Source organism: Amycolatopsis panacis, from assembly GCF_003600245.1.
GTDB classification, from domain to species: Bacteria; Actinomycetota; Actinomycetes; order Mycobacteriales; family Pseudonocardiaceae; genus Amycolatopsis; species Amycolatopsis sulphurea.
Genome location: NZ_QZFV01000087.1, coordinates 130165 through 151480 on the forward strand (window position 1 = coordinate 130165; position 21316 = coordinate 151480).

18 protein-coding genes and 1 pseudogene are annotated in these 21316 nt (G+C 69.3%); 6 read left to right on the forward strand and 13 right to left on the reverse strand.

What is annotated here, in order from left to right; all coding sequences use genetic code 11:
* Positions 1 to 1551: 1551 nt before the first annotated feature.
* Both nagA and D5S19_RS17355 read right to left on the reverse strand, forming a co-directional pair.
* Complete coding sequence (gene nagA / locus D5S19_RS17350) at positions 1552 to 2742, reverse strand: N-acetylglucosamine-6-phosphate deacetylase (protein ID WP_120024375.1); 1191 nt, start codon at positions 2740 to 2742, stop codon at positions 1552 to 1554.
* A 38-nt stretch (positions 2743 to 2780) separates the two neighbouring features.
* Positions 2781 to 3359, reverse strand: coding sequence for a SigE family RNA polymerase sigma factor (locus D5S19_RS17355; protein WP_098512592.1), 579 nt, complete (start codon positions 3357 to 3359; stop codon positions 2781 to 2783).
* Positions 3360 to 3555: 196 nt separating this feature from the next.
* On the opposite strand from D5S19_RS17355, the gene D5S19_RS17360 reads away from it, so the two are divergent.
* The gene (locus tag D5S19_RS17360; RefSeq protein ID WP_120024376.1) at positions 3556 to 3840 is read left to right on the forward strand and encodes a YciI family protein; all 285 of its coding nucleotides are present in this window, start codon (positions 3556 to 3558) and stop codon (positions 3838 to 3840) included.
* Here D5S19_RS17360 and D5S19_RS33805 read toward each other — a convergent pair.
* From D5S19_RS33805 to D5S19_RS17385, 5 genes and pseudogenes are all read right to left on the reverse strand, one after another.
* A complete protein-coding gene (locus D5S19_RS33805; protein WP_325050279.1) occupies positions 3837 to 4115 on the reverse strand; it encodes a 2Fe-2S iron-sulfur cluster-binding protein in 279 nt (92 codons plus the stop codon). The genes D5S19_RS17360 and D5S19_RS33805 overlap by 4 nt on opposite strands.
* 327 nt (positions 4116 to 4442) lie before the next feature.
* Positions 4443 to 4613 carry a hypothetical protein gene (locus D5S19_RS17370; protein ID WP_233574002.1) on the reverse strand — a complete coding sequence of 57 codons (171 nt, stop codon included), beginning with the start codon at positions 4611 to 4613 and terminating at the stop codon, positions 4443 to 4445.
* On the reverse strand, positions 4610 to 6079 hold the full coding sequence (locus D5S19_RS17375) for a flavin-containing monooxygenase (protein ID WP_120024377.1): 1470 nt from the start codon (positions 6077 to 6079) through the stop codon (positions 4610 to 4612). The genes D5S19_RS17370 and D5S19_RS17375 overlap by 4 nt, the downstream gene beginning before the upstream one ends.
* 83 nt (positions 6080 to 6162) lie before the next feature.
* Positions 6163 to 6636, reverse strand: coding sequence for a pyridoxamine 5'-phosphate oxidase family protein (locus D5S19_RS17380; RefSeq protein ID WP_120024378.1), 474 nt, complete (start codon positions 6634 to 6636; stop codon positions 6163 to 6165).
* A gap of 10 nt (positions 6637 to 6646) precedes the next feature.
* A pseudogene (locus D5S19_RS17385) lies at positions 6647 to 7551 on the reverse strand (short-chain dehydrogenase/reductase).
* A gap of 219 nt (positions 7552 to 7770) precedes the next feature.
* Here D5S19_RS17385 and fbaA point away from each other — a divergent pair.
* The gene (gene fbaA, locus D5S19_RS17390; RefSeq protein WP_098512597.1) at positions 7771 to 8802 is read left to right on the forward strand and encodes a class II fructose-bisphosphate aldolase; all 1032 of its coding nucleotides are present in this window, start codon (positions 7771 to 7773) and stop codon (positions 8800 to 8802) included.
* Between the two features lie 75 nt (positions 8803 to 8877).
* On the opposite strand, the gene D5S19_RS17395 is transcribed toward fbaA, so the two are convergent.
* Positions 8878 to 10020 carry a hypothetical protein gene (locus D5S19_RS17395; RefSeq protein ID WP_120024379.1) on the reverse strand — a complete coding sequence of 381 codons (1143 nt, stop codon included), beginning with the start codon at positions 10018 to 10020 and terminating at the stop codon, positions 8878 to 8880.
* 175 nt (positions 10021 to 10195) lie between these two features.
* Here D5S19_RS17395 and D5S19_RS17400 point away from each other — a divergent pair, with 175 nt between their 5' ends.
* Together D5S19_RS17400 and D5S19_RS17405 are read left to right on the forward strand one after the other, a co-directional pair.
* Positions 10196 to 10606: a DUF3151 domain-containing protein gene (locus tag D5S19_RS17400; protein WP_120024380.1), complete on the forward strand. Its 411-nt coding sequence runs from the start codon at positions 10196 to 10198 to the stop codon at positions 10604 to 10606.
* A gap of 90 nt (positions 10607 to 10696) precedes the next feature.
* Positions 10697 to 11593 carry a helix-turn-helix domain-containing protein gene (locus tag D5S19_RS17405; protein ID WP_120024381.1) on the forward strand — a complete coding sequence of 299 codons (897 nt, stop codon included), beginning with the start codon at positions 10697 to 10699 and terminating at the stop codon, positions 11591 to 11593.
* A 150-nt stretch (positions 11594 to 11743) separates the two neighbouring features.
* Here D5S19_RS17405 and D5S19_RS17410 read toward each other — a convergent pair whose 3' ends face one another.
* Positions 11744 to 13087: a GGDEF domain-containing protein gene (locus D5S19_RS17410; protein ID WP_120024382.1), complete on the reverse strand. Its 1344-nt coding sequence runs from the start codon at positions 13085 to 13087 to the stop codon at positions 11744 to 11746.
* A 208-nt stretch (positions 13088 to 13295) separates the two neighbouring features.
* The gene (locus tag D5S19_RS17415; RefSeq protein WP_120024383.1) at positions 13296 to 14555 is read right to left on the reverse strand and encodes an MFS transporter; all 1260 of its coding nucleotides are present in this window, start codon (positions 14553 to 14555) and stop codon (positions 13296 to 13298) included.
* Positions 14556 to 14863: 308 nt separating this feature from the next.
* On the opposite strand from D5S19_RS17415, the gene D5S19_RS17420 reads away from it, so the two are divergent.
* Positions 14864 to 16762 carry an FAD/NAD(P)-binding protein gene (locus D5S19_RS17420; RefSeq protein WP_233574003.1) on the forward strand — a complete coding sequence of 633 codons (1899 nt, stop codon included), beginning with the start codon at positions 14864 to 14866 and terminating at the stop codon, positions 16760 to 16762.
* A gap of 48 nt (positions 16763 to 16810) precedes the next feature.
* Here the strand turns inward: D5S19_RS17420 and D5S19_RS17425 are convergent, their stop codons facing one another.
* Both D5S19_RS17425 and D5S19_RS17430 read right to left on the reverse strand, forming a co-directional pair.
* Positions 16811 to 17449, reverse strand: a complete 639-nt coding sequence (locus tag D5S19_RS17425) for an HNH endonuclease family protein (protein WP_120024385.1) — start codon at positions 17447 to 17449, stop codon at positions 16811 to 16813.
* A gap of 140 nt (positions 17450 to 17589) precedes the next feature.
* Positions 17590 to 18258, reverse strand: coding sequence for a hypothetical protein (locus tag D5S19_RS17430; RefSeq protein ID WP_120024386.1), 669 nt, complete (start codon positions 18256 to 18258; stop codon positions 17590 to 17592).
* 78 nt (positions 18259 to 18336) lie between these two features.
* On the opposite strand from D5S19_RS17430, the gene D5S19_RS17435 reads away from it, so the two are divergent.
* Positions 18337 to 19623, forward strand: coding sequence for an adenylosuccinate synthase (locus D5S19_RS17435; RefSeq protein ID WP_120024387.1), 1287 nt, complete (start codon positions 18337 to 18339; stop codon positions 19621 to 19623).
* Between the two features lie 99 nt (positions 19624 to 19722).
* Here D5S19_RS17435 and D5S19_RS17440 read toward each other — a convergent pair whose 3' ends face one another.
* On the reverse strand, positions 19723 to 21270 hold the full coding sequence (locus D5S19_RS17440) for an amino acid permease (protein WP_120024388.1): 1548 nt from the start codon (positions 21268 to 21270) through the stop codon (positions 19723 to 19725).
* Between the last annotated feature and the right edge of the window lie 46 nt (positions 21271 to 21316).

Here is a 21316-nt window from a genome sequence, read left to right on the forward strand (position 1 = left end):
GGCCGGTCACGGCGGAACTGGAGGTGGCCGGGCGCGAACCGGTGTGGCCCGGAGCAGCAGGGCTCGGGACTGCGGGGAACGAACCCGTAGACCCGGAGGCGTGCGGGGGCCGGCCAGTCGTGACCGGGCCGGAGCCGGTCGAGCTTGCTGCCTGGCCGAGGTGACCGGTGCTGTGGTTGCCCTGGCCCGCTGCGGCCGGGCCTGCGGCTGGAGCGCCGGGGCCGGTTGGGCTCGCGGCGGCGTTGCCTGGGCCGGGACCGGTGGGGACGGTGTTTGCCGGACCAGAGCCGGCAGGGCCGCCGCTTGCCGTGCCGGAACCGGTGAGATCGGCACCTGCCGGGGTGGTGGCCCCCAAGCCGCTGGCGGGGCTGGTACCGGTGCCCGTGGCGCGGCCATCAGCGGAACCAGAGCCGGTAGGGTCGCCGCTTGCCGTGCCGGAGCCGGTGAGATCGGCACCTGCCGGGGTGGTGGCCTCCAAGTCGCTGGCGGGGCTGGTACCGGTGGCCGTGGTGCGGCCATCGGCGGAGGCAGAGCTGGGCTTTCCGGCCCCGGTACCGCCGGGCGTAGAGCTGGGTGTGCTGACGGCGCCGGTACCGGTCAGAACAGAGCGGGGCTCGCCGGTGGTGTTAGTACCTGCGGGAGTTGAGCTGGGCTGACTGGTGGCGGAGTCGCCGGTGACGGACTTGGTGGTGCTGGTGCCGGTGGGACCTGAGGCGCTGGGGCTGGGCATGCCGGCGGCTGGGCCGGTGCCGGTGACGGTGACGCCGGGGTCGGTGCCGGGATCGGGGGTGGGCTGGGCGGTGCCGGCGTCAGCCGAAGTGGAATCAACCGGAGCAGGACCGGGCGGGTTGGATCCTGTGGCGCCAACCCTGGTGCGGTCGGGGTTTTCTGGGACCGTGCCTGTCCTGCCGGGACCTGCCGGGTTCAGCGAGGGCGAAGCGGCGCCGCGGGGCAGGATCGGACCGGCCTCGCTGTCATCCGAAGTGCCTGAACCGCTCTGATCCGGTGTGCTCGGAGTTTCCTGATCCAGAGCGTTCCGGCCCGGATCGCCGTCGCCCTGGAGCGTGGGATTGACTTCGGTCGCAGCGCTCGGGGCTGGGCCGTTCTGATCCGAGGGGCTCGGGTTGCCTGTACCTGCGGCGGTCGACGCATCCGGGGTGGCCGGAATGCCCGATGTGCCCGGATCGGACACCGTCGGAGCACCCGAGGCACCGGGAGTGCTCGACGCGCCGGGAGTGCCTGGCGCAGCGGGGGTGCCTGACTCGGCCGGAGTGCCTGACGCACTTGCAGTACCTGACTCGGCTGGAGCATCCGAGGCACCATGAGCACTTGCCGCCACCGGACCATCCGACTCGCCCGGAGCCAAAGCGCCCGGAGCCGCCGCACCCGCCGCCGGATCATCCGCCGCACCCGGAGCGGGTTCGGCCCGACGGCCCGAGCCTGGAGCCAGATGGGGTGCGAATGCCGCCTGTGCGCGCAGCGCCTCGGCCAGCAGGCGCTCCGGGTCCTTCGGCTCGCTCATCCGCTCCGTCTTCCTCCGGGGTCTCGGGTTTATGTGCTCAAGGTAGCCCTGCCGACCTCGGCCACCCACTCGCCCTGGCGCAGGACGCGGGTCGGGTGCAGGTCGTCGTCCAGTACTACCGCGTCGGCGGCCAGACCGGGGCGCAGGGAACCCGTGCGGTCCGCGATGCCCAGCAGTTCCGCGGGGCGTCCGGCGGTGGCCCGGACGGCTTCCAGGATCCCGAGTTTCGCCCCCTTCACCAGGTTCCGGAAAGCGGCGTCCATCGTCAACGTGCTGCCGGCCAGCGAGCCGTTGGGCAGGGTCGCCACCCCATCGTGGACGTCGACTTCCAGGCGGCCGAGGGTGTAGCGGCCGTCGGCGGCGTCGGTGGCGGACATCGCGTCGGTGATCAGCACGGTCCGGCCCTGGCCGGCGTGGTTCGCGGCCAGGCGGACCACGGTCGGGTGCAGGTGCACGAGATCGCAGATCAGCTCGACGGTGACCCGTTCGTCGTCGAGCAGTACGCCCACCGGGCCCGGTTCGCGATGGTGCAACGGGCGCATGCCGTTGAACAGGTGGGTGGCCACCGTCGCGCCCGCGTCGATCGCGGGGACCAGCTGTTCGGCGACGCCGTCGGTGTGCCCGATCGCGGCGAGCACGCCGGTTTCGGCCAGTTGGCGGACGGCCTTGACACCGCCGGGCAGCTCCGGGGCGAGGGTGACCATCCGGATCGCGCCGTGTCCGGCCCGGAGCAGCTTCTCCACGGTGCGGGTATCCGGTTCGCGCAACGTGTCCGGATCGTGTGCCCCGCAGCGGGCCCGGGAGATGAACGGGCCCTCCAGGTGAATCCCGGCCAGCTCGCCTTCCTGCACCAGTTCGCGCAGCGCGGCGATCTGCCCGGTGAGCAGGTCGATCGGATCGGAGACCAGGCTGGCCAGGGTGGTCGTGGTGCCGTGCCGCCGGTGCGCGCGCACCGCGGTGAGGACCTCGTCGGCGTCCAGTGTGGAGAACGAGCTGCCGCCACCGCCGTGGCAGTGGGTGTCGATGAACCCGGGTACGACCAGGCTCCCGCCGACGTCGACGAATTCGGTTTCCGGGCCGCCCGGGGGCGTTCCGGTGCCGAGCGCGCTGATCCGCCCGTCCGACACGGACAGCCAGCCGTCCTCGAGAACGTGGTCCGGGGTGGCGATGCGGCCACCCGTGATGACGAAATCTCCGGCGTGCTTCACACACTCCAGCATATATTGGTCTGGACCAGATCTGGGGTCATCCCACCGGGTCACAGTTGGGGTGCCTGCATTGCCTTCTGCAGCGCCTCCAGCGCTCGGCTGGCGGTTGACTTCACGGTCCCCTTCGAGATACCCGCGGCCTCGGAGATCTCCGCTTCGCTCAGCCCGCCGTAGTACCGCAGCACGAGCACCTCGCGCTGTCGCGGCGGCAGCTTCGAGAGCGCGCTCACGACGGCCTGATGCTCGCTCGAAAGCATCGCGAGGCTTTCCGCCGACCGGGCGTTGACCGCGTGCGGCGGCACGTACTCGCGCGCGGTCTTGCGCCGGCGCAACACGCTCCGCGATCCGTTGACCACGGCGGTGCGCAGGTAACCGACAGCGGCCGCGGCGTCACGCAGCCGCCCCCAGTTGCGGTGCAGGCCGGTGAACGCCTCCTGCACGACGTCCTCGGCCGTGGCCGGCTCGTCCACCAGGAGTATCGCCAGCCGGACCAGTCGCATCCGGTGCTGTTTGTACAGGTCTTCCAGGGTCAGCGGAGCGGCCGGTGGCTGCACCGGTGCCGGTCCGTCCATGGTCCGCAAGTGTCCGAGGGTCGCCTCGACACTGCGTTCCGCGTTCCCCTCGAGCATGTTTCCCCGCCTGTCCTCGACATATCGGGTCAGCGGATCTGTGGCGGCTCCGGTTCGCACAGCGTGCACACAGGTGCTGACGCCCACCTAGGGTATCGGGTCGCCCCGGCCCCGCCACTGATCGGATGCTGGGATCACTCCGCCGGGCACAGGTAGCGTCCCTGCGGTCACCGCAACCTCTACCCGGGAGATCCGCATGGCCTGGTACCTCGTCGAAATCCGCTACGTGCCGGAGAAACTGGCGGACGTTCGTCCCCGCCACCGCGCGTACCTGAACGAGCACGCCGCGCAGGGCCGGGTCGCGGTCGCCGGTCCGCTCGGCGACGACACCGGCGGCCTCGGGCTCTGGCAGGCCGAGAACGAGGCGGAACTGCAGACCCTGATCGACAACGACCCGTACTACCTGGAAGGCGTCGTGGCAGAACGCTCGGTCCGCGAGTTCCGGCCGGTACTCGGCTCTTGGCTGCCCGGCCAGGACTAGAGATCAAGGACGGCGGGCACCCGCGTCTGCCCGCCGTCCGCGGTCGGCACCGCGCAGGTGCCGCAGAAGCCCTGTCGGCACGAGTAGGGCAGGTCCGGCGCGAACGGCATCGACGCCCGGTCCCGTCCGGTGTAAACCAGCTGCCAGTCGGCGCCGTGAGCGGCCGCCTGGGGCACCATCGGCGGGATCGGGGTGATCCCGATCCCGCCTGCCACGAAGTGGTACGCCGCAGCGGCGACGAACGGGAACGCGTTGCGCGGCCCGCGCACAGTCACGCGGGTTCCCGCCGTCAGCGCGTGTGCCTCCGCGGACGCGCGGCACCGAGGCGGCGCACTGCGATCAGGCGGCAAGAATGATCTTTCTGGTTGCCGCACAGTGAGTATTGCCAGCGCGGCAGCGCACTGCCGTCCGGAGGCTTACCACGTCATCGGCCTCCGCGCGCACCGCGTCGATGACAAACTGCAGTCGACGGTCCACTGTGCGTACCGGTGGGGCGCCGGCGTCCGGAAAATCCGGCCACTCGCCGATCCGCCGCGCCGACAGTGACCAAAGTGGACAGCAGCAGGTCCGTCCGCTCGAGCCGCGCCGGAAGCGCGGACCGGTCATGGGCGGGGGTCGGCGGCGCGGGCCGCCGGTGAACTCGCGAGGTAGGCGACGGCCTGGCCGGTGTTCCTGGTTTCGGTGGGGTGACAGGACTTCCGGAAGTACGGCCGGATCGCCAGCGCCCGCGGGCCGGGCAGCAGGACCACGGAGTGCTCGGGCTCGGTGTTCACGACCGGCCGCTCAGCTCGTAGTCGCTCGGCTCGACGCGGCGGGTCTGCAGCCAGTACCGCCAGGTGAACCCCGGCCAGGTGGCGCGGTTGATGCCCTTCGCGTCGAGGTACCAGCTCTTGCAGCCACCCTGCGTCCACACGCTCTTGGCCAGCTTGCCCTGGAGGTGTTCCTGGAACCGCTCCTGCACCGATTCGCGCACGTCGAGCGCCTCGGCACCGCGGGAATCGGCCAGCCGGATCGCGTCCACCACGTACCGGGCCTGCGCTTCGATCATGAAGATCACCGAGGTGTGCCCGACCGCGGTGTTCGGGCCGAGCAGGAAGAACAGGTTCGGGAACCCGGAGACGGTGATCCCCTTGTGCGTCCGCGCTCCCTCGGTGGCCCACGACTTCGCCAGATCGCGCCCGTCCACCCCGGTGATGTCGAGGTAGTCCAGCGCGTCGATCACCTTGAATCCGGTGCCGTAGATGATCGCGTCGACCTCGTGCTCCACACCGGCGCCGTCGACCACGCTGTGGGCGCGGACCTCGGCGACTCCGTCGGTGATCACGTCCACGTTCGGCCGGTCCAGTGCCGGGAAGTAGTCGTTGGACAGCAGCACCCGCTTGCAGCCCATCGTGTAGTCCGGGGTGACCTTGCGCCGCAGCTCGGGATCCTTGATGCCACGGGCGATGTGCCGCCGGGAAAGCACTTGCCCAGCCTGCATGATCCACGAAGGACCGGTGAACCCGAGCGCGCGGGCCTCCCGTGACCAGTACAGCGCGCCGCGGTAGAGCCGCTGGGCGCCCGGCACCTGCCGGAACACCCGTCTGGTCCAGGCCGGCATCGGGTGGTCGGGTTTGGGCAGCAGCCACGGCGGGGTGCGCTGGAACAGCTTCAGCTCGGCGACCTCGGGGGCGATCTGTGGGACGAACTGCACGGCGCTCGCCCCGGTGCCGACCACCGCGACCTTCTTGCCGGGCAGGTCGAACTCGTGGTTCCACTGCGCGGAATGCCAGGCCTGGCCCTGGAAGCTCGCGATTCCCGGCAGCCGCGGGATCTGCGGGATGTGCAGTCCGCCGACCCCGGAAACCACGAACTGTGCGGAGAACTCCTGGCCACCCTTGGTCTCCACGGTCCAGCGGCGGGCGCCGGCGTCCCAGTGCGCGCCGGTGATCTCCACGCCGAACCGGATCCGCTCGCGCAGCCGGTGGGAGTCCGCGACGCGCTTGAGGTATTCGAAGATCTCCTGCCGCGGGGAGAACGACCGGCTCCAATCCGGGTTCTGCGCGAAGGAGAACGAGTAGATGTGCGATTGCACGTCGCAGGCGCATCCGGGGTAGGAGTTGTCCCGCCAGGTGCCGCCCACCTCGCCGGCCTTCTCCAGGATCAGGTAGTCCCGGATGCCCGCTTTCTCGAGCTGGATCGCCTGGCCCAGCCCGGAGAACCCGGTGCCAACGATCACGACCTTGAACTGCTCGGTCATCTCCTCGGCCTCCGCTGCGGTGGTGGTCTGGCGACGGTTGATGTTACCTCAGGTAACAGTTACCGGGAAGTACTACCTACTGATCAGTAGACTCCGGCCAGCTTGCGGTGGTCCCAGCTGGTGAGCTTCGTCGGACGGAAGATCAGGCCGACCCGTTTCGGGGCCTGGCCTGCGACGAAGGCCTCAAGTTCCGGGGCGGGCCGCGCGCCCGGCTCGGCGCCGGAGTAGCGCTGCATGAGCGTGATGCCCATCTGGGTGACTACCGGGGTGTCATCGATGAGCTCGACGGTTGCTTCGAACGAGACGCCGCACAGCTGCTCGTACGACTCGCCGCTTTCGACCAGCACTGTCGCCTCAGCGAGCCGCCGCAGGTTCTTCGCCTTCTGAGAGCTGCCGTACGTCCACGTCGCGACGCCGCCCTCGTGCGGGTAGTACCAGAGCGGTGCCAGGTGCGGCCTGCCCTTCGGGCCGATCGACGCGACGTTGATGACCTTCTGTTCGGCGAAGTAGGCCTGTACCTCGTCCGGCGTCATCCGGATCTGGTCGCGACGGGACATGCGCGCTCCTTCAGTGCTGCTTCGTGGCAGCGCGCCCTCCGTGGCCGTTGACCGCGGACTCGAACGCGCCGCGTTCTTCGATGTCCTTCAGCGCGTCCCGATCCGCCGAGGGCACCCGGGACCGTGAGGAGAACTCGATGATCGGCGGTAGGAACGCGCGCAGTAGCTTAAGTCCGCCGACCCAGCGAGGTACATGGATCGTCCGTGCACGCTTGAGAATCCCGGCTTCGAGGCAGTCGAGCGCCACGGTCGCCGGGTAGGTCTTGCCGATCAGTCCCGGCATCGACGCGCGAAGCTTGCCGAAGACCGGGTGCGTGTCGGCGCTTTCGACCAGGTCGGTGCGGATCCACGTCGGGTGCGCGACGCCGACCCGGACCCCGAGATGGGCCACCTCCGCGCGGAGACTGTCGGAGAATGCTTCGACGCCCGCTTTGGCCGCGGTGTAGTTCGCGATGCCGGGCGCGTGCGCGATCGCGGCCAGCGACGAGATCGCGAGCAGAGCAGGTAGCCGCGGCGTTCGATGACGTACGGGAGGGTGACGCGGAAGGTGCGCCATACGCCGAGCAGGTCGACCTCGATCACCTTCTCGAAGGCCGCCCGGTCCACCGAGCGCACGAAACCCACCGTGGCGATGCCTGCGTTCGCGATGACGATGTCGATGCCGCCGAAGTGCCCGACGACGCCGGCGGTGGCCGCTTCGAGGGCGTCCCAGCTGGTCACGTCGGCTTCCCAGGAGTGGGCGGCCGGGCCGAGTCCCTTCGCCACCTTCTCCTGCTCCGCGGCTTCGAGGCCGACCAGTGCGACCTTGGCGCCGCGGGCCACCAGACGTTCGGCGAGTCCGGCGCCGAGGCCGCGGGCGGCGCCGGTGATCAGCACGACCTTGCCGTCGACCGAAGTGTTCTGAAGCGGAGCCATGGTGCCCTCCTCGGCAGCCTTTGCCTTGTGGCCGGGACGGTACCTCAACCTACCCCGAGTAAGCTACTTGAAAGTAGGTATCGGGGATGCGCGGCTGATCCGCCGCGGCGCTGAATCGTTCCACCTGGTCCGGCCAGGGTGTGCGGGAGGACTACCGCGGCCGATCGTGTCCACCTCGTACGATGCGGCTATAGCAGCAGTCGTCCCGAGGAGGAACCGATGCCCATCGCCACCCCCGAGGTCTACGCGGAGATGCTCGACCGGGCGAAGGCGAACGAATTCGCCTACCCGGCCATCAACGTGACCTCGTCGGAAACCGTGAACGCCGCGATCCGCGGGTTCGCCGAGGCGGAAAGCGACGGGATCATCCAGTTCTCCACCGGCGGCGCGGAGTTCGCGTCCGGGCAGAAGGTGAAGGACATGGTCACCGGCGCGACCGCGCTGGCCGAGTTCGCCCAGGTCGTGGCGGCGAAGTACGACGTCAACGTCGCCTTGCACACCGACCACTGCCCGAAGGACAAGCTGGACGGCTTCGTCCGCCCCCTGATCGAGATCTCCGCCGAGCGCGTGCGGGGTGGCGGCCTGCCGCTGTTCCAGTCGCACATGTGGGACGGCTCGGCGATCGACCTGGACGAGAACCTGCAGATCGCGCAGGAGCTGCTGGCCAAGACCGCGGCGGCGAACATCATCCTCGAGGTCGAGATCGGCGTGGTCGGCGGCGAGGAGGACGGCGTCGAGGCGGAGATCAACGAGAAGCTCTACACCGCCGAAGGCGACTTCCTCAAGACCATCGACGCGCTCGGTGCCGGCGAGAAGGGCCGCTACCTGCTGGCGGCGACCTTCGGCAACGTGCACGGCGTGTACAAGCCGGGCAACGTGAAGCTGCGCCCGGACGTGCTCAAGGGCGGCCAGGAAGCCGCGGCGAAGAAGCTTGGCCTCGAGGCCGGTGCCAAGCCGTTCGAATTGGTCTTCCACGGCGGTTCCGGCTCCCTGCCGGAGGAAATCCGCGAAGCCGTCACCTACGGCGTGGTGAAGATGAACGTCGACACCGACACCCAGTACGCCTTCACGCGCCCGATCGCCGACCACTTCTTCAAGAACTACGACGGCGTCCTGAAGGTCGACGGCGAGGTCGGCAACAAGAAGGTCTACGACCCGCGTTCGTACCTCAAGGCCGCCGAGGCCGGCATGGCCGCGCGCGTCGTCGAAGCGACCCAGGCGCTGGGCTCGGCGGGCAACAAGCTCCGCTGATCGCGGACCCGGAGGCTGTGAAGGGTCCCTTCACGGACGCAGAGTCCGTGAAGGGACCCTTCACAGCGCTTGTGTTCAGGCCGGCACGCGCCGTCGCGCCAGCCCCCACAGCGCGAGCAGCCCCGCTGCCGTCACCGCGGCCGTCCAGTACGCCGCCGGGGGCGCCGATTCCGTCTGGCTGTCGCCAAGAAGTAACGGGCGCAGCTGGGACTGTAACCAGAACGCGCCGTATCCCAAGGCAGTCACCAAAATCGCGCCGGACAGCGCCGGACGCGGGGTTCGGTACGCCAGGTCCACGGCCAATCCGACGGCCAGCAGATAGAACGGCACAGTGGACACCGGGAAGTTCAGCCCGAGCAGCAGCGGCCACATCACGCACCGGTAGGCGACGTACGCCGCGGTCACGGTGAGGGCGGTCCAACGTAGACCGACGGTGCGGCGGGCCAGTGCGAGGACCAACGCAGACACCCCGATGCCCCACAAGAGATAGACCCAGTCCGGGATCGGCATGGTGAAGTGCATGACCGCGGCGCGGTCCACCGGGTGGCCGATCTGCTGGGCGGCAAAGGAAAGAAGGGTCGGTTCGGCCTCCGGGGTGCCGCGTTCCCAGGAGCGCAGGCCGAGGATGCCGTACTCCTGCTGGCCATTCGGGAAGAAGGTGTTCTCCAGGAAGAACGCCCACAGCGCGAGCAGTACACCGGTGCGGAAGCGACCCGGCGGGGACAGCCGCAGCCAGCCCAGCAGCACCCCGGCCTGCATGATGCCGGTGCCCAGGTACAGCATCATGTGCGACGGGCTCCACGCGGTCAGGTCGAGGCCGTTGACCCGGTGGTTGATCACGTCCAGCGGCGCGGCGATCAGGAATACCGCAAGCCCGGCCTGCATCAGCCGCAGGGAGCCGCGGTCGCAGCCGAGGCCGGTGTAGCTGTGGATGGCCACCAGCACCACGATGATCACCGTGCCGACGGTGTTGATCAGGTGCGGTGGCGCCAGATCGTCACGCAGCCAGCGGAAATGCCAGGACATGTCCCACGACGAACCGAGCAGCTTGAACACGAACGCGGTCAGCCACATTCCGTAGCAGAACCGCAGCGCCCACGCGGGGGCCGGCTGACCGGGCGCGCCGCGGTGCCAGTGCCGGGCGAAGAAGAGCCGGGTCTTGCCCACCGGTCCACGCGGGATCGCTTCGGCCGTGTCCTCAACTGCCATACCGGTCATCCTGCCGTACCCGGTTCATCCCTCCGGGTGGCGGAGTTGGCTTCGGTAAGGTGTCGGCCCATGATGCCGAAACGGGTCGTCGCCGCCGTGCTCATCGCCGCCCTTGTGCTCGCCGGTGGGGGCCTGCTCAGCAGCCTGTTCCTCTGACCCCGCGGTTCGTGGGCAGAATGGCGGTATGACGCACAATCTGCTTGGCCCCGAACCGACGCTGCTGCCCGAGCACACCGCCGCGCAGGCGGCTCTCGACGCGGGCACGGACCCGTCGGCCGTCGCGGCCGAACATCCCGACTACAGCGAGGCCTGGGCGGTCCTCGCCGAGCGCGCGCTGGCCGACGGCGAGACCGTCGCCGCGTACGCCTACGCCCGTACCGGTTATCACCGCGGGCTCGACCAGTTGCGTCGCGCGGGCTGGAAGGGTTTCGGCCCGGTGCCCTGGGCGCATCGCCCGAACCAGGGTTTCCTGCGCGCGCTCGCCGTGCTCGGCACCGCGGCCGGGCGGATCGGCGAGACCGAGGAACACGAGCGCTGCAAGACCTTCCTCGCCGAATCCGATCCGGCGGCGGCGGAGGCGACCGGCCTGAAGTGAGGTGGGCGCCGGGGTTCTGCGGAGCCCCGGCGCTCCACCATCGGGTGATCACCGAGGTGTTTGCGGCTGGAGACACCTATAGATCACCGCATGCGAGGCACGGCCATGCTCACCCCCCGGATCCGCACGCTGGGCGCCGCCCTGCGGAACGCTCGGGTCGAAGCCCATTTCGGCGTCCGCGAACTGGCCCGGCGGGTCGGTGCGAACCCGGCACTGCTGTCCAACTGGGAACTCGGCCAGCGGGTCCCCGGGATCGAGGACGTCGCCGGGATTCTCGGCGCGCTCGGGGTTGTCGGTGAGCACAAACAACGAATCCTGTACTTGGCCCGCGGCACTGCCGATCCCGGCTGGATCACGCTCGGCAGGCAGGCCGCACCGGACCACATGGCGGGCCTGCTCGCCTGTGAGCGGGCGGCCACTTCGCTCGTGGAGTGGCAGCCACTGCTGGTGCCGGGACTGCTGCAGATCCCGGACTACGCCCGCGCGCTGTTCCTCGCCGAGGGGCTCTCGCGCGAGGTCGCCGAACGGCAGGCGGACGCGCGGATCGCCCGCCGCCCGCTGGTGGTCGGTCCGCTGGCCATTCCGTTCGAGGTGCTGCTCGGCGAGGCGGCGCTGGGCAATCCGGTCGGCGGCACCGAGACGATGGCCCGGCAGCTGCGGTTCATCGCCGATCTCGCGGCCACGTCGGCGAAACTGCGCGTTCGCGTGGTCCGGATCAGCTCCGGTGCGCATCCGGGACTCGGCGGGCAGTTCAGCCTCTACGGCATGCGCTCGGCGGACCCGATCGTCTACTTCGAGCACTACAGTTCGGGCGCGTTCGTCCTGGACGCCGGCGACGTGGGCACCTACCGCGACGTGATCGGCCAGATCCGGGAAAGCGCGTTGAGCCCGGCCGATTCGGTGACGTTCATCGAACAGCTGGCCGCGGAATTCCGGACCGCCTCCCGCCCACCCCCCGAGTCCGGACCTCCTCCCTCAGGGCTGTGAAGGGTCCCTTCACGGACTCTGGGTCCGTGAAGGGACCCTTCACAGCCTTCCGGATCGCTCCCCCTGGCGCGTGTTGAAGGGCCGTGGTGGTGGGGAGAAGGCCCGGCCGGCCGGGGGAGGGAGCCGGCCGGGCCGAGCCAGTCGGGCGCCTCAGACGCCGACGAGTTCCGGCCGGGTCGGCGCCGCGCCGATCCCGGCCGGGCGAGATGCGGCGGGCACCCCGCCCGTCGCCTTCGCGGGCGAGCCGACCACGCGGTTACGCCCCTTGCTCTTCGCCACGTACACCGCGGCATCCGCGGCTGCCATCACTTCTTCGATGTCCCCGCCGTCGAGCGGGAAAGCGGCGACGCCGATCGACGCGGTGCGCCGTTCGATGGCCACCGCCTCGCCCTCGTTGGTACGGGTCGGGATCACCAGCTCGCTGATCCGCTGACGGATCCGTTCCGCGGTCACGATCGCGTCCTCTTTGGACGTTGCGGGCAGCAGGGCGACGAATTCCTCGCCGCCGAACCGGCCGACCAGATCATGTGCCCGGGTTTCCCGCTTCACCACCGCGGCGACCGCCTTCAGCACGTCGTCCCCGGCGAGGTGGCCGTAGGTGTCGTTGATGTGCTTGAAGTGGTCGAGATCGATCATCAGCGCGCCGAAGCTGCCCTGCTCGCGCTCCGCGCGCGAGATCTCCCGCTGCGCGCCGTCCTGCCAGGTGGTGGCGTTGAGCAGCTGTGTCTTCTGGTCCGTGGTCGCCAGTTCCTCGAGCCGCTTGATCAGCACCGATCGCTGCAGCACGTACAGCGGCAGGATGACCAGCCCTGACAGCAAAGGCTGCTGGGTGATCACCATGGCCAGCAGGCCGCCGACGCACAGGATCGCGGCCTCCAGGACGTTGTCGTCGATGCCGCCGAGGCAGTGCGCGGGCGTGGCCGTCTTCGGCGCTGCCAGGTAGAGGCCGAGGCCGGTGAGCGCGGTGTTCACCACGAAGTAGCCGAATGCAGCGGCAACAATCGTCGACACGTCCTGTCCACCGGCGAGTTCGGCGGCCAGCGTGGCGCCGAAACCGGACAGGATCATCGTCGTCGCGTTCGCGGCGACCCGATGCCCCTCCCCGGGCCGGGTCCCGTTCCAGCTGCGGAACGCGAGGTACAGGTAGATCACCACGCCCAGCGCGGCGACCAGCTGTGGCGGCGTGAGCAGGGCCGCGGGCAGCAGCCACACCGACGTCACGGTGATGTGCGGGCCGTGGCTGAGCATCCGGCGCTGCCGCTCGATTTGCCGGGTCACCTCGGTCTGTGCCACGGCCAGCCCGGCGAGCAGCCCGAAGATGCCCAGCTCGGTCAGCGTGACCGGCACCAGCACGGTACTCAGGACGGTCAACGCGACCGCGGCGGTCAGGCTGGTCAGTGTGACCGCGATCCACGGGCGGGGCCGGGTCCACAGTGTCCAGCTGCGGATCGTTTCATTCGGATTACAGCGAGATCGTTCCCCCGATGTGAGCATTTTTCCCCCAGGTCCTTGCTTACTTGTCCGGTGACAAGCTCCTCACACACAGTTTCAGCCCATTTGCAGCCTGTCCACAAGGGGCTTTGGTGTGTACATTTTTCCCGAACACGCCGGATGAAGGGTGACCAGCGATGCGCAGCAAGGAACAGTGACCGCGTAGCAGCACCGCAAGGTCGCGCAGGTCAGAGCCCACGCGCGGAACTTGTCATGCAGGTTCGGCGCGTGCGGCTTCCTGCTCCCGCTCGTCCGCGGCCGGTTCCCGGCCCGCCCGCCGCCACATGATCGACAGCGGAATCGTAATCAAGAGCCCGGCCAGTCCGAAAATACCCACAGTGGTCTGTGCGGTGAACTGATCGGCCAGTACTCCGCCGATCAGGGGAACCACGCCCATGGTGGTGGTCAATCCGGTGTTCGACAGCCCCATCGTCTGCGCCCGCGTCTCGTCCGGCACCGCGACGGTCAGCGAGGCGGTCGCCTGCAGCAGGGCGATCGTGCCGAACCCGCCGGAGATCACGAACAGCACCAGCGAGACGACCGGGCCGGGCTGGAGGAAGCAGATCAGCAGCGGAATCGCGGCGAGCGCGGTCATCGGGCCGATCAGCCGCGGCCGCAGTTCGGCGGGCACCCAGCGGGTGTAGGCGAAGGTGAACAGGACGCTGCCCACCGGATCGGCGGCGAGCAGCAGGCCGATCATGGTGGAGCCGCCCCCGGCGGAGGAGACGTACGGCGCGGCGATTCCCTCGTACACCGGGAGAAGTCCGGCCAGCCAGGTGAACAGCATCAGCGGCCGCAGCGCCGCGGTCGAGAACGCGATCCGTCCGCCGGAGCTGAGCGAGGAGAGGAACGGCTTGCGCTGGTTCCCGCTCGCCGCGGCCGGGCGGTCCTTCAGGCCGAACCTCAGGAACAGTGCGGAAAGGACGAACGTCCCGGCGTCGAGCACCAGCGCCAGCCGCGGGTCCAGCGCCATCAGCAGCGCGCCGCCGCCGGCGAACCCGAGCAGCTGCGCCGACTGCACGGTCATGCTGCGGATGCCCATGCCGACCACGAACCGGTCGCCCGCCAGCACCTGGGGCAGCAGCGCCAGCTGGGAGGCCTTGAACGGCGGATTCAGCAGGGAGACGCAGCCGACCAGGACGCACAGCGTCCACAACGGCAGCCCGGGGATGGCGACCAGTGCGATCAGCACCGCGCGGGCCAGATCGACGGTGACCATCACGGTGCGCCGCGGGAACCGGTCGGCGAGCCCGGTGAGGAAGATGCCGCCGAACAGCGACGGGAAGAAGGTGAGCGCGTAGGTGAGCCCGGTCAGCGTGGCCGATCCGGTGTTCGCGTAGACCAGCACGGACAGCGCGACCCTGGCCAGCTGGTCCCCGGCGATGGACAGCAGTTCGCCGAACCACATGGCACGGAACTCGGCGACCCCGAATACCTCGCGGAACGTGACACGTTCCGGTCCTGCCGTCATACCTGTACTCCCCGCTCCGGGTGCGGACCGTGCCGTGCCAGGGGCGACGATAGTTCCCCCTGGTTACAGCGTGATCACACGTGGTGAGCCGTCCGCCGCGATGGTTCGTGACGGTTGGTGATTCTCCAGGGTGGTTCGCCGGTCTCCATCAGGTCACCGCAGGTTCTCCGGGTGTCCAGACGATAGCGCTCCGCACTCGAAAGAATCTCGCGTCCGCGCCACTGTGTCCCATGCCACATCCGGATGGCCGCCGTCCGCAGAGTGAAACGCCGCCCGCGCAGGCCGTTCGTGCGCGTAGCTTCAGCCGCGTGACCGACCCTGTGACGTTCACACTCGCCATCGTGGGCGCCGGGCCTCGTGGGGTCGGCGTCCTGGAACGGCTGTCCGCCAACGCCGCCGAACTGCTCGGCGGCGGGCGGCTGGTGGTGCACCTGATCGATCCGTTTCCGGCGGGTCCCGGCCGGGTGTGGCGGTACTCGCAGTCACCGCTGCTGCGGATGAATTCGATGCCCGAAGACGTCACCGTGTTCACCGACGACACGGTCCGGATGGCCGGTCCGGTGCGGACCGGTCCCTCGCTGATCGAATGGGTCCGGCGGGTGCGTTCCGGCGAATCGGCGCATTCGGTGCCCGCGGACCTGCGTACCGAACTGGAAACGTTGACCAGCACGGACTTCCCCACTCGCCGGCTGCAGAGCCGGTACCTGGAGTGGTTCTACCGCGAGGTGCTCGACGGTTTGCCGCCCGGGATCGAGGTGGTCGAGCACCGGGCGACGGCGATCGGGCTGGACGGCGGTGAGCGCGAGTCCGTCCGGCTTTCCGACGGCACGGTGGTCGCCGCCGACGCCGTGGTGCTGACCGTTGGGCACCTGGACGCGCTGCCGGACCGCGCCGAGCGCGCGCTGTCCGAGTTCGCCGGACGGCACGGGCTGGCCTACTACCCGGCGGGCTACACCGCCGATGTCGACTACTCGGGCGTACCGGCTGGAGAATCGGTGCTGGTGCGCGGTTTCGGTCTGGCCTTTGTGGATCTCATGCTTCTGCTGACCGAAGGTCGCGGCGGCCGCTTCTCCCGCCGTCCGGGCGGCGGGCTGCAGTATCACCCGAGCGGCGCGGAACCGATCCTGCACGTCGGTTCTCGCCGCGGGGTGCCCTATCACGCGAAGACCGGGTATCGGCTGCGCGGGAAACCTTTGCAGCTGCCCAGATTCTTCGATCAGTACGCGATCACCGAGCTGACCGCACGCCCCGGTCCGCTCGACTTCCGCGCGGACGTGTGGCCGCTGATCGCCAAGGAACTCGCCTGGGCGTACTACACCGAGCTGTTCACCGGCCACCCTGATCGCGTGCGAACCGATTTCGCGGTGTTCGCCGACGCGTTCGCCGGCCTGCGCTGGGGAACGTCCGAAATGGACAGTCTGATCGCGGGTGCGGTACCTGCCGAAGCGGATCGGCTCGACCTGGCGAAGCTGGACCGCCCGTTCGCCGGGCAGCGGTATGCCTGCGTGGAGGAGTTCGGGAAGGCGCTGCGAAAGTACGTGGAAGACGATCTCGTCCGCCGTGGCGACGGGTACTACAGCGCCGACCTGGGTGCGTTCATGGCGTTGTTGTCCGTGATCGGCCAGCTGCCCGCGCTGTTGGCGACCGGACGGCTCGCGGCCGCCTCGCAGGTCAGCGGGCTGGACGGCTGGTTCCACGGGTTCTTTTCCTTCTATGCCAGCGGTCCGCCACCGCGCCGGCTGGAGGAGCTGCTCGCGCTCGCGGACGCCGGGATCGTTTCGTTCCTCGGCGCCGATGTGCGGCTGAGGGCCGACGAGGAGGCCGCGGTGTTCGTCGCGACCAGCGGCAGTCATCCGGACGCGGTCAGTGCGCGCACGCTGATCGAAGCACGGCTGCCGGAGGCCGGCGTGCCGCGGGTTTCCGATCCACTGCTGCGGAATCTGCGGGATGCCGGAGAGCTGGTGGAAGAACAGGTGCCGGACTCGGCCGGGGAGTCGTTGCCCTCCGGCCGCATCGCCACCACGCTGGACGACTTCCGCGTGCACACCGCGGACGGCGCGGCGCATCCCCGCCGGTTCGCGGTCGGGCCGCACACCAGCGCGCGGTCCGCGGGCGCGTTCACCCGGCCACGGACGAACGCGCTCCCGTTTCGGCAGAACGACGCGCTGGCAAGGGAAATCCTGCGGATGGTGCGAGCAGGTCACTGACGGCCGCGAGCGGTTGCCCTCCGGGCTTCCGGAGGGCAACCCCCCGATTCAGCAGCGGCCGAGCATGTCGGTCAGCGCCGACTTCTCCGCGGTGTTGACGGTGAGCTTGAACTTGTACTTCACGGCCACCCACATCTTGGCGTAGGTGCACCAGTAACCGGTGGACGGCGGCTTCCACTGGTCCGGCGACTTGTCGCCCTTGGCCTGGTTGACGTTGTCGGTCACCGCGATCAGCTGCGGGTCGGCCAGGTCGTTGGCGTAGGCCTGGCGCTGGGCTTGCGTCCAGGACGAGGCGCCGGTGCGCCAGGCGTCGGCGAGCGGAACCACGTGGTCGATGTCCACATCGGACGGTGAGGTCCAGGTGGCATCGTCGTAGGGCGACTGCCAGGAACCCGAGGTCGGGTAGCAGTTCGCACCGACCTGGACGCCGGTGCCGTCGCGCTTGAGCACGACCTCGCGGGTGTTGCAGTTGTTGCCCTGGTCGATCCAGTGCGGGAACTTGTCCCGGCTGTAGCCGGTGAGCGAACCGTCCGCCTGCACCTTGAGCGCGGCGAGGTCGCTCTTCGCGGTGGCGGCGGACGGGATGCCCGGCGGGGTGGCTTCGGCGACCCCGATCGTGGTGGCGCCGAGCAGGACGACACCCGCTACGACGGTCAACGAATTTCGAACAGCACGCACGGTCAGCATTTTGCTGCCTCCCAGTCAGATGCAGGGACTTATTTACCCTCAATCACGGAAGTGACCGCCGCAACACCTCGGGGTGACATGTAACAGACCTTCAGTGAACAGAACGTCACCAGCGCGTCGCCGATACCGGAACTTCGCGTTCACCCACGGACGAGCCGAAGGTCGGCGGTATGCCGGTACCAAGTCCGCCGGGTGATCTCCCGCCCGGCCGGGATGCCGTCGATGACCAGCGAAGACGTCGGCAGGCAGCCGATCTGGAAGGCCCGGCCGTGGAAGGTCGCGGTGCGTTTCAGGAACCGTCCACGGGTCACCCGGGCGAGCACTCCGGCGTCATCCGGGGCGATCTCCACCGCGGCGGCCTCTCCGTCGAATGCCACCTGTTCGTCGCAATACGCCTGGCCCTTGACAGCCTCCAGACGGGCTGCTCCGAGCAGCACGCCGCCGGTGTCGTCCCGCACCAGCGGGACCGCCGTGTCGGCTCCGCCGGCCGCGAGCGCGAGCGCGGCGGACGGGTCGGCGGGCAGCTGCCAGCGTGCGGCCGCGGGGGACGGCGCGACCGGCAGGTAGCCGAGTGACACGTCGGCGAGGCGTTCCCGGCGCATGATCCGCACCACCACGGCGGCGAGGTCGCCATCCGTGCCCGCGACCACCAGCCGGTCGTATTCCCCCAGCAAGGAATCGATTTCCGGCTTGCCGGGGCGGGTACCGGCCGCGGTCACCGGGAGTTCGGCACCCGCCGCCGCCCGCTGTCCGGCCGCGCCGCAGGCCACCACCGTTCCGCGCACCGCCGGGTCCTCCGTTACAGTCATGCACCGGCATTTACCAGCGCCACCCGTGTCCCCTGCCGGGGACGCGTTTTCCTGTTTGCCGAACATCTGGAGTGTCACATGCCGGCGATCGTGCTGATCGGGGCCCAGTGGGGAGACGAGGGCAAGGGCAAGGCGACCGACCTGCTCGGCGACCGCGTCCAGTGGGTCGTCCGCTATCAGGGCGGGAACAACGCGGGTCACACCGTGGTGCTGCCGAACGGCGAGAACTTCGCGCTGCACCTCATCCCGTCCGGGATCCTGACGCCGGGCGTGAGCAACGTGATCGGCAACGGCGTGGTGGTCGACCCCGGGGTGCTGCTCGACGAGCTGGCCGGCTTGGAGGCCCGAGGCGTCGACACCAGCGGCCTGCTGATCTCCGCGGACGCGCATTTGATCATGCCGTACCACGTGGAGATCGACAAAGTCACCGAGCGCTACCTCGGCAGCCGCAAGATCGGCACCACCGGCCGCGGGATCGGGCCGTGCTACCAGGACAAGATCGCCCGGGTCGGCGTGCGCGTGCAGGATCTGCTGGACGAGAAGATCTTCCGGCAGAAGGTGGAAGCGGCGCTGGAGTTCAAGAACCAGGTGCTGGTCAAGGTCTACAACCGCAAGGCGCTCGACGCCGATCAGGTGGCCGACGAGGTGCTCACCGCGGGTGAGCGGTTCGCGCACCGCATCGCGGACACCCGGCTGCAGCTCAACCAGGCGCTGGAGCGCGGCGAGACGGTGCTGCTGGAGGGCTCGCAGGGCACCCTGCTCGACGTGGACCACGGCACCTATCCGTTCGTGACCTCGTCCAACCCGACCTCCGGCGGCGCCAGCGCCGGCTCGGGCATCGGTCCCGGCCGGATCACCACCGTGCTGGGCATCCTCAAGGCGTACACGACGCGGGTCGGCTCCGGCCCGTTCCCGACCGAGTTGCTCGACGAGTCCGGCGAGTACCTGCGCAAGCAGGGCGGCGAGGTCGGCGTGACCACCGGCCGCGCGCGGCGCACCGGCTGGTTCGACGCGGTGATCGCCCGTTACGCGGTCCGGGTCAACGGCATCACGGACTACTTCCTCACCAAGCTGGACGTCCTGTCCGGTCTGGAGCGGGTCCCGGTGTGCGTCGGCTACGAGGTGGACGGCTTCCGTACCTCGGACATGCCGATGACCCAGACCGACGTGCACCACGCTGTGCCGATCTACGAGGAGCTGCCCGGCTGGTTCGAGGACATCTCCTCGTGCCGCACCTTCGCCGAGCTGCCCGCGAACGCCCGCGCGTACGTCGAGCGCCTGGAGGAACTCTCCGGCGCCCGGGTCTCGGCGATCGGCGTGGGCCCCGGTCGCGAGCAGACGATCGTGCGGCACGAGTTCGCCTAGCTTCCGCTTCTGACGCTGTCAAGGGACCCTTCACGGACTCTGCGTCCGTGAAGGGTCCCTTCACAGCTTTGGTCTGGACGGGGTGCGCCGCCGAGCGCGTCAGCCGAGGTCTTTCAGCTCCTGTTCCACGGCGGCCAGCTCGGCCGCGGAGCCTTGCACCTTCGGGCCGGTGAACCACTTTCGCGCGGACAGTACCCACCACAGCGCCGCGCCGCCGAGCACGATCAAGAACGCGATGGGCGTGTAGTTGAACGTGTCGACGGTGATTGGCGAGGACTGCGGCAGCATGAAGAGCACGAAGATCACCACGACCCATGCGGTGGCGACGACGCCGATCGGCTTGCCCCAACGGCCCAGGTTCCACGGCCCCTTCTCGAAGCTGTCACCGCGACGAACACGAAGGAACACGGGGATCACGTACGCCACGTACAGGCCGACGGTCGCGATGGAAGTGACCGCGGCGTACGCCGTCTGGCTCCAGAGATAGGGCAGCGCCAGAATCAGCGCGCCGCCGGCGGCCAGCCATACGGCGTTGGTCGGGGTTTGGGTGCGTTTGTTGATGCGGTGCCAGAACGACGAGCCGGGGATCGCGCCGTCGCGGGCGAAGGCGTAGATCATCCGCGAGTTGGCGGTCACCGAAGCCATCCCGCAGAACAACTGCGCGCCGATGCAGATCAGCAGCAGGAACTTGCCGGTCACCGCGCCGGTCGCGTCGATGAAGATCTGCGCCGGCGGCACCCCGGTGGCCGAGTTGACCGCGCCGTCGTAGTCCTGGATGGCGAAGGTCAGGCCGATCAGCAGCACCCATCCGGCGACCAGGGAGACCAGGATCGACGTGATGATCCCGCGTGGCCCGGCCTTCGACGCGTTCTTCGTCTCCTCGGTCATGTGCGCCGACGCGTCGTACCCGGTGAGTGTGTATTGCGCCAGCAGCAGCCCGAGCGCGAACACGTACGCCATCGAGCCCCAGCCGGTCTGGTTCACGAAGCTGCCGAACACGAACGACGCGTCCTGGTGGTGCGCCGGCACGATCACCAGCACGCCCACGATCACGAGCACGCCGAGCAGGTGCCACCACACGCTGACGCTGTTGAGCACCGCGACCACCCGGACACCGAAGGTGTTCAGCACGCCGTGCACGACCAGGATGATCGCCAGCAGCAGAATCGTATGCCCCGGCGTGGCACTGAATCCCCACTGCAGATCGAGGAACGCGTTCAGGAACAACGCCGCGCCGAAGTCGATGCCCGCGGTGACCGCGATCTGCCCGATCAGGTTGAACCAGCCGGTGAACCACGACCACGCCGGTCCGTTGCGGGTGGCCAGCTTCGCCGCCCAGTAGTAGAGCCCGCCCGCGGTCGGGTAGCTCGAACAGACCTCCGCCATCCCGAGCCCGACGAGCACCACGAACAACCCGACCAGCGGCCAGCCCCAGATCATCACCGCGGGCCCGCCGGTCTTCATGCCGAAGCCGTAGAGGGTCAGGCAGCCGGACAGGATCGAGATGATGGTGAAGGAGACGGCGAAGTTCGAGAACGCCGACATGGTGCGCTTGAGTTCCTGCGCATAGCCGAGCGCGTGCAGGCGGGCGCTGTCCTCGTCGGGATGGCCGGGTTCGGAGGTGGTCTGCGAGTCGGGGACATCCATCGGGTACCCACCTGAAAGGTATGCGGACAGACCTTTGAATCGCCGA

Excerpts from the sequence above, each read along its gene's own strand:
- nagA (WP_120024375.1), bottom strand. The coding sequence starts at position 2,742 with ATGCTGGAGTGTGTGAAGCACGCCGGAGATTTCGTCATCACGGGTGGC.
- D5S19_RS17355 (WP_098512592.1), bottom strand. The coding sequence starts at position 3,359 with ATGCTCGAGGGGAACGCGGAACGCAGTGTCGAGGCGACCCTCGGACAC.
- D5S19_RS17360 (WP_120024376.1), top strand. The coding sequence starts at position 3,556 with ATGGCCTGGTACCTCGTCGAAATCCGCTACGTGCCGGAGAAACTGGCG.
- D5S19_RS17375 (WP_120024377.1), bottom strand. The coding sequence starts at position 6,079 with ATGACCGAGCAGTTCAAGGTCGTGATCGTTGGCACCGGGTTCTCCGGG.
- D5S19_RS17380 (WP_120024378.1), bottom strand. The coding sequence starts at position 6,636 with ATGTCCCGTCGCGACCAGATCCGGATGACGCCGGACGAGGTACAGGCC.
- fbaA (WP_098512597.1), top strand. The coding sequence starts at position 7,771 with ATGCCCATCGCCACCCCCGAGGTCTACGCGGAGATGCTCGACCGGGCG.
- D5S19_RS17395 (WP_120024379.1), bottom strand. The coding sequence starts at position 10,020 with ATGACCGGTATGGCAGTTGAGGACACGGCCGAAGCGATCCCGCGTGGA.
- D5S19_RS17400 (WP_120024380.1), top strand. The coding sequence starts at position 10,196 with ATGACGCACAATCTGCTTGGCCCCGAACCGACGCTGCTGCCCGAGCAC.
- D5S19_RS17405 (WP_120024381.1), top strand. The coding sequence starts at position 10,697 with ATGCGAGGCACGGCCATGCTCACCCCCCGGATCCGCACGCTGGGCGCC.
- D5S19_RS17410 (WP_120024382.1), bottom strand. The coding sequence starts at position 13,087 with ATGCTCACATCGGGGGAACGATCTCGCTGTAATCCGAATGAAACGATC.
- D5S19_RS17415 (WP_120024383.1), bottom strand. The coding sequence starts at position 14,555 with ATGACGGCAGGACCGGAACGTGTCACGTTCCGCGAGGTATTCGGGGTC.
- D5S19_RS17425 (WP_120024385.1), bottom strand. The coding sequence starts at position 17,449 with ATGCTGACCGTGCGTGCTGTTCGAAATTCGTTGACCGTCGTAGCGGGT.
- D5S19_RS17430 (WP_120024386.1), bottom strand. The coding sequence starts at position 18,258 with ATGACTGTAACGGAGGACCCGGCGGTGCGCGGAACGGTGGTGGCCTGC.
- D5S19_RS17435 (WP_120024387.1), top strand. The coding sequence starts at position 18,337 with ATGCCGGCGATCGTGCTGATCGGGGCCCAGTGGGGAGACGAGGGCAAG.
- D5S19_RS17440 (WP_120024388.1), bottom strand. The coding sequence starts at position 21,270 with ATGGATGTCCCCGACTCGCAGACCACCTCCGAACCCGGCCATCCCGAC.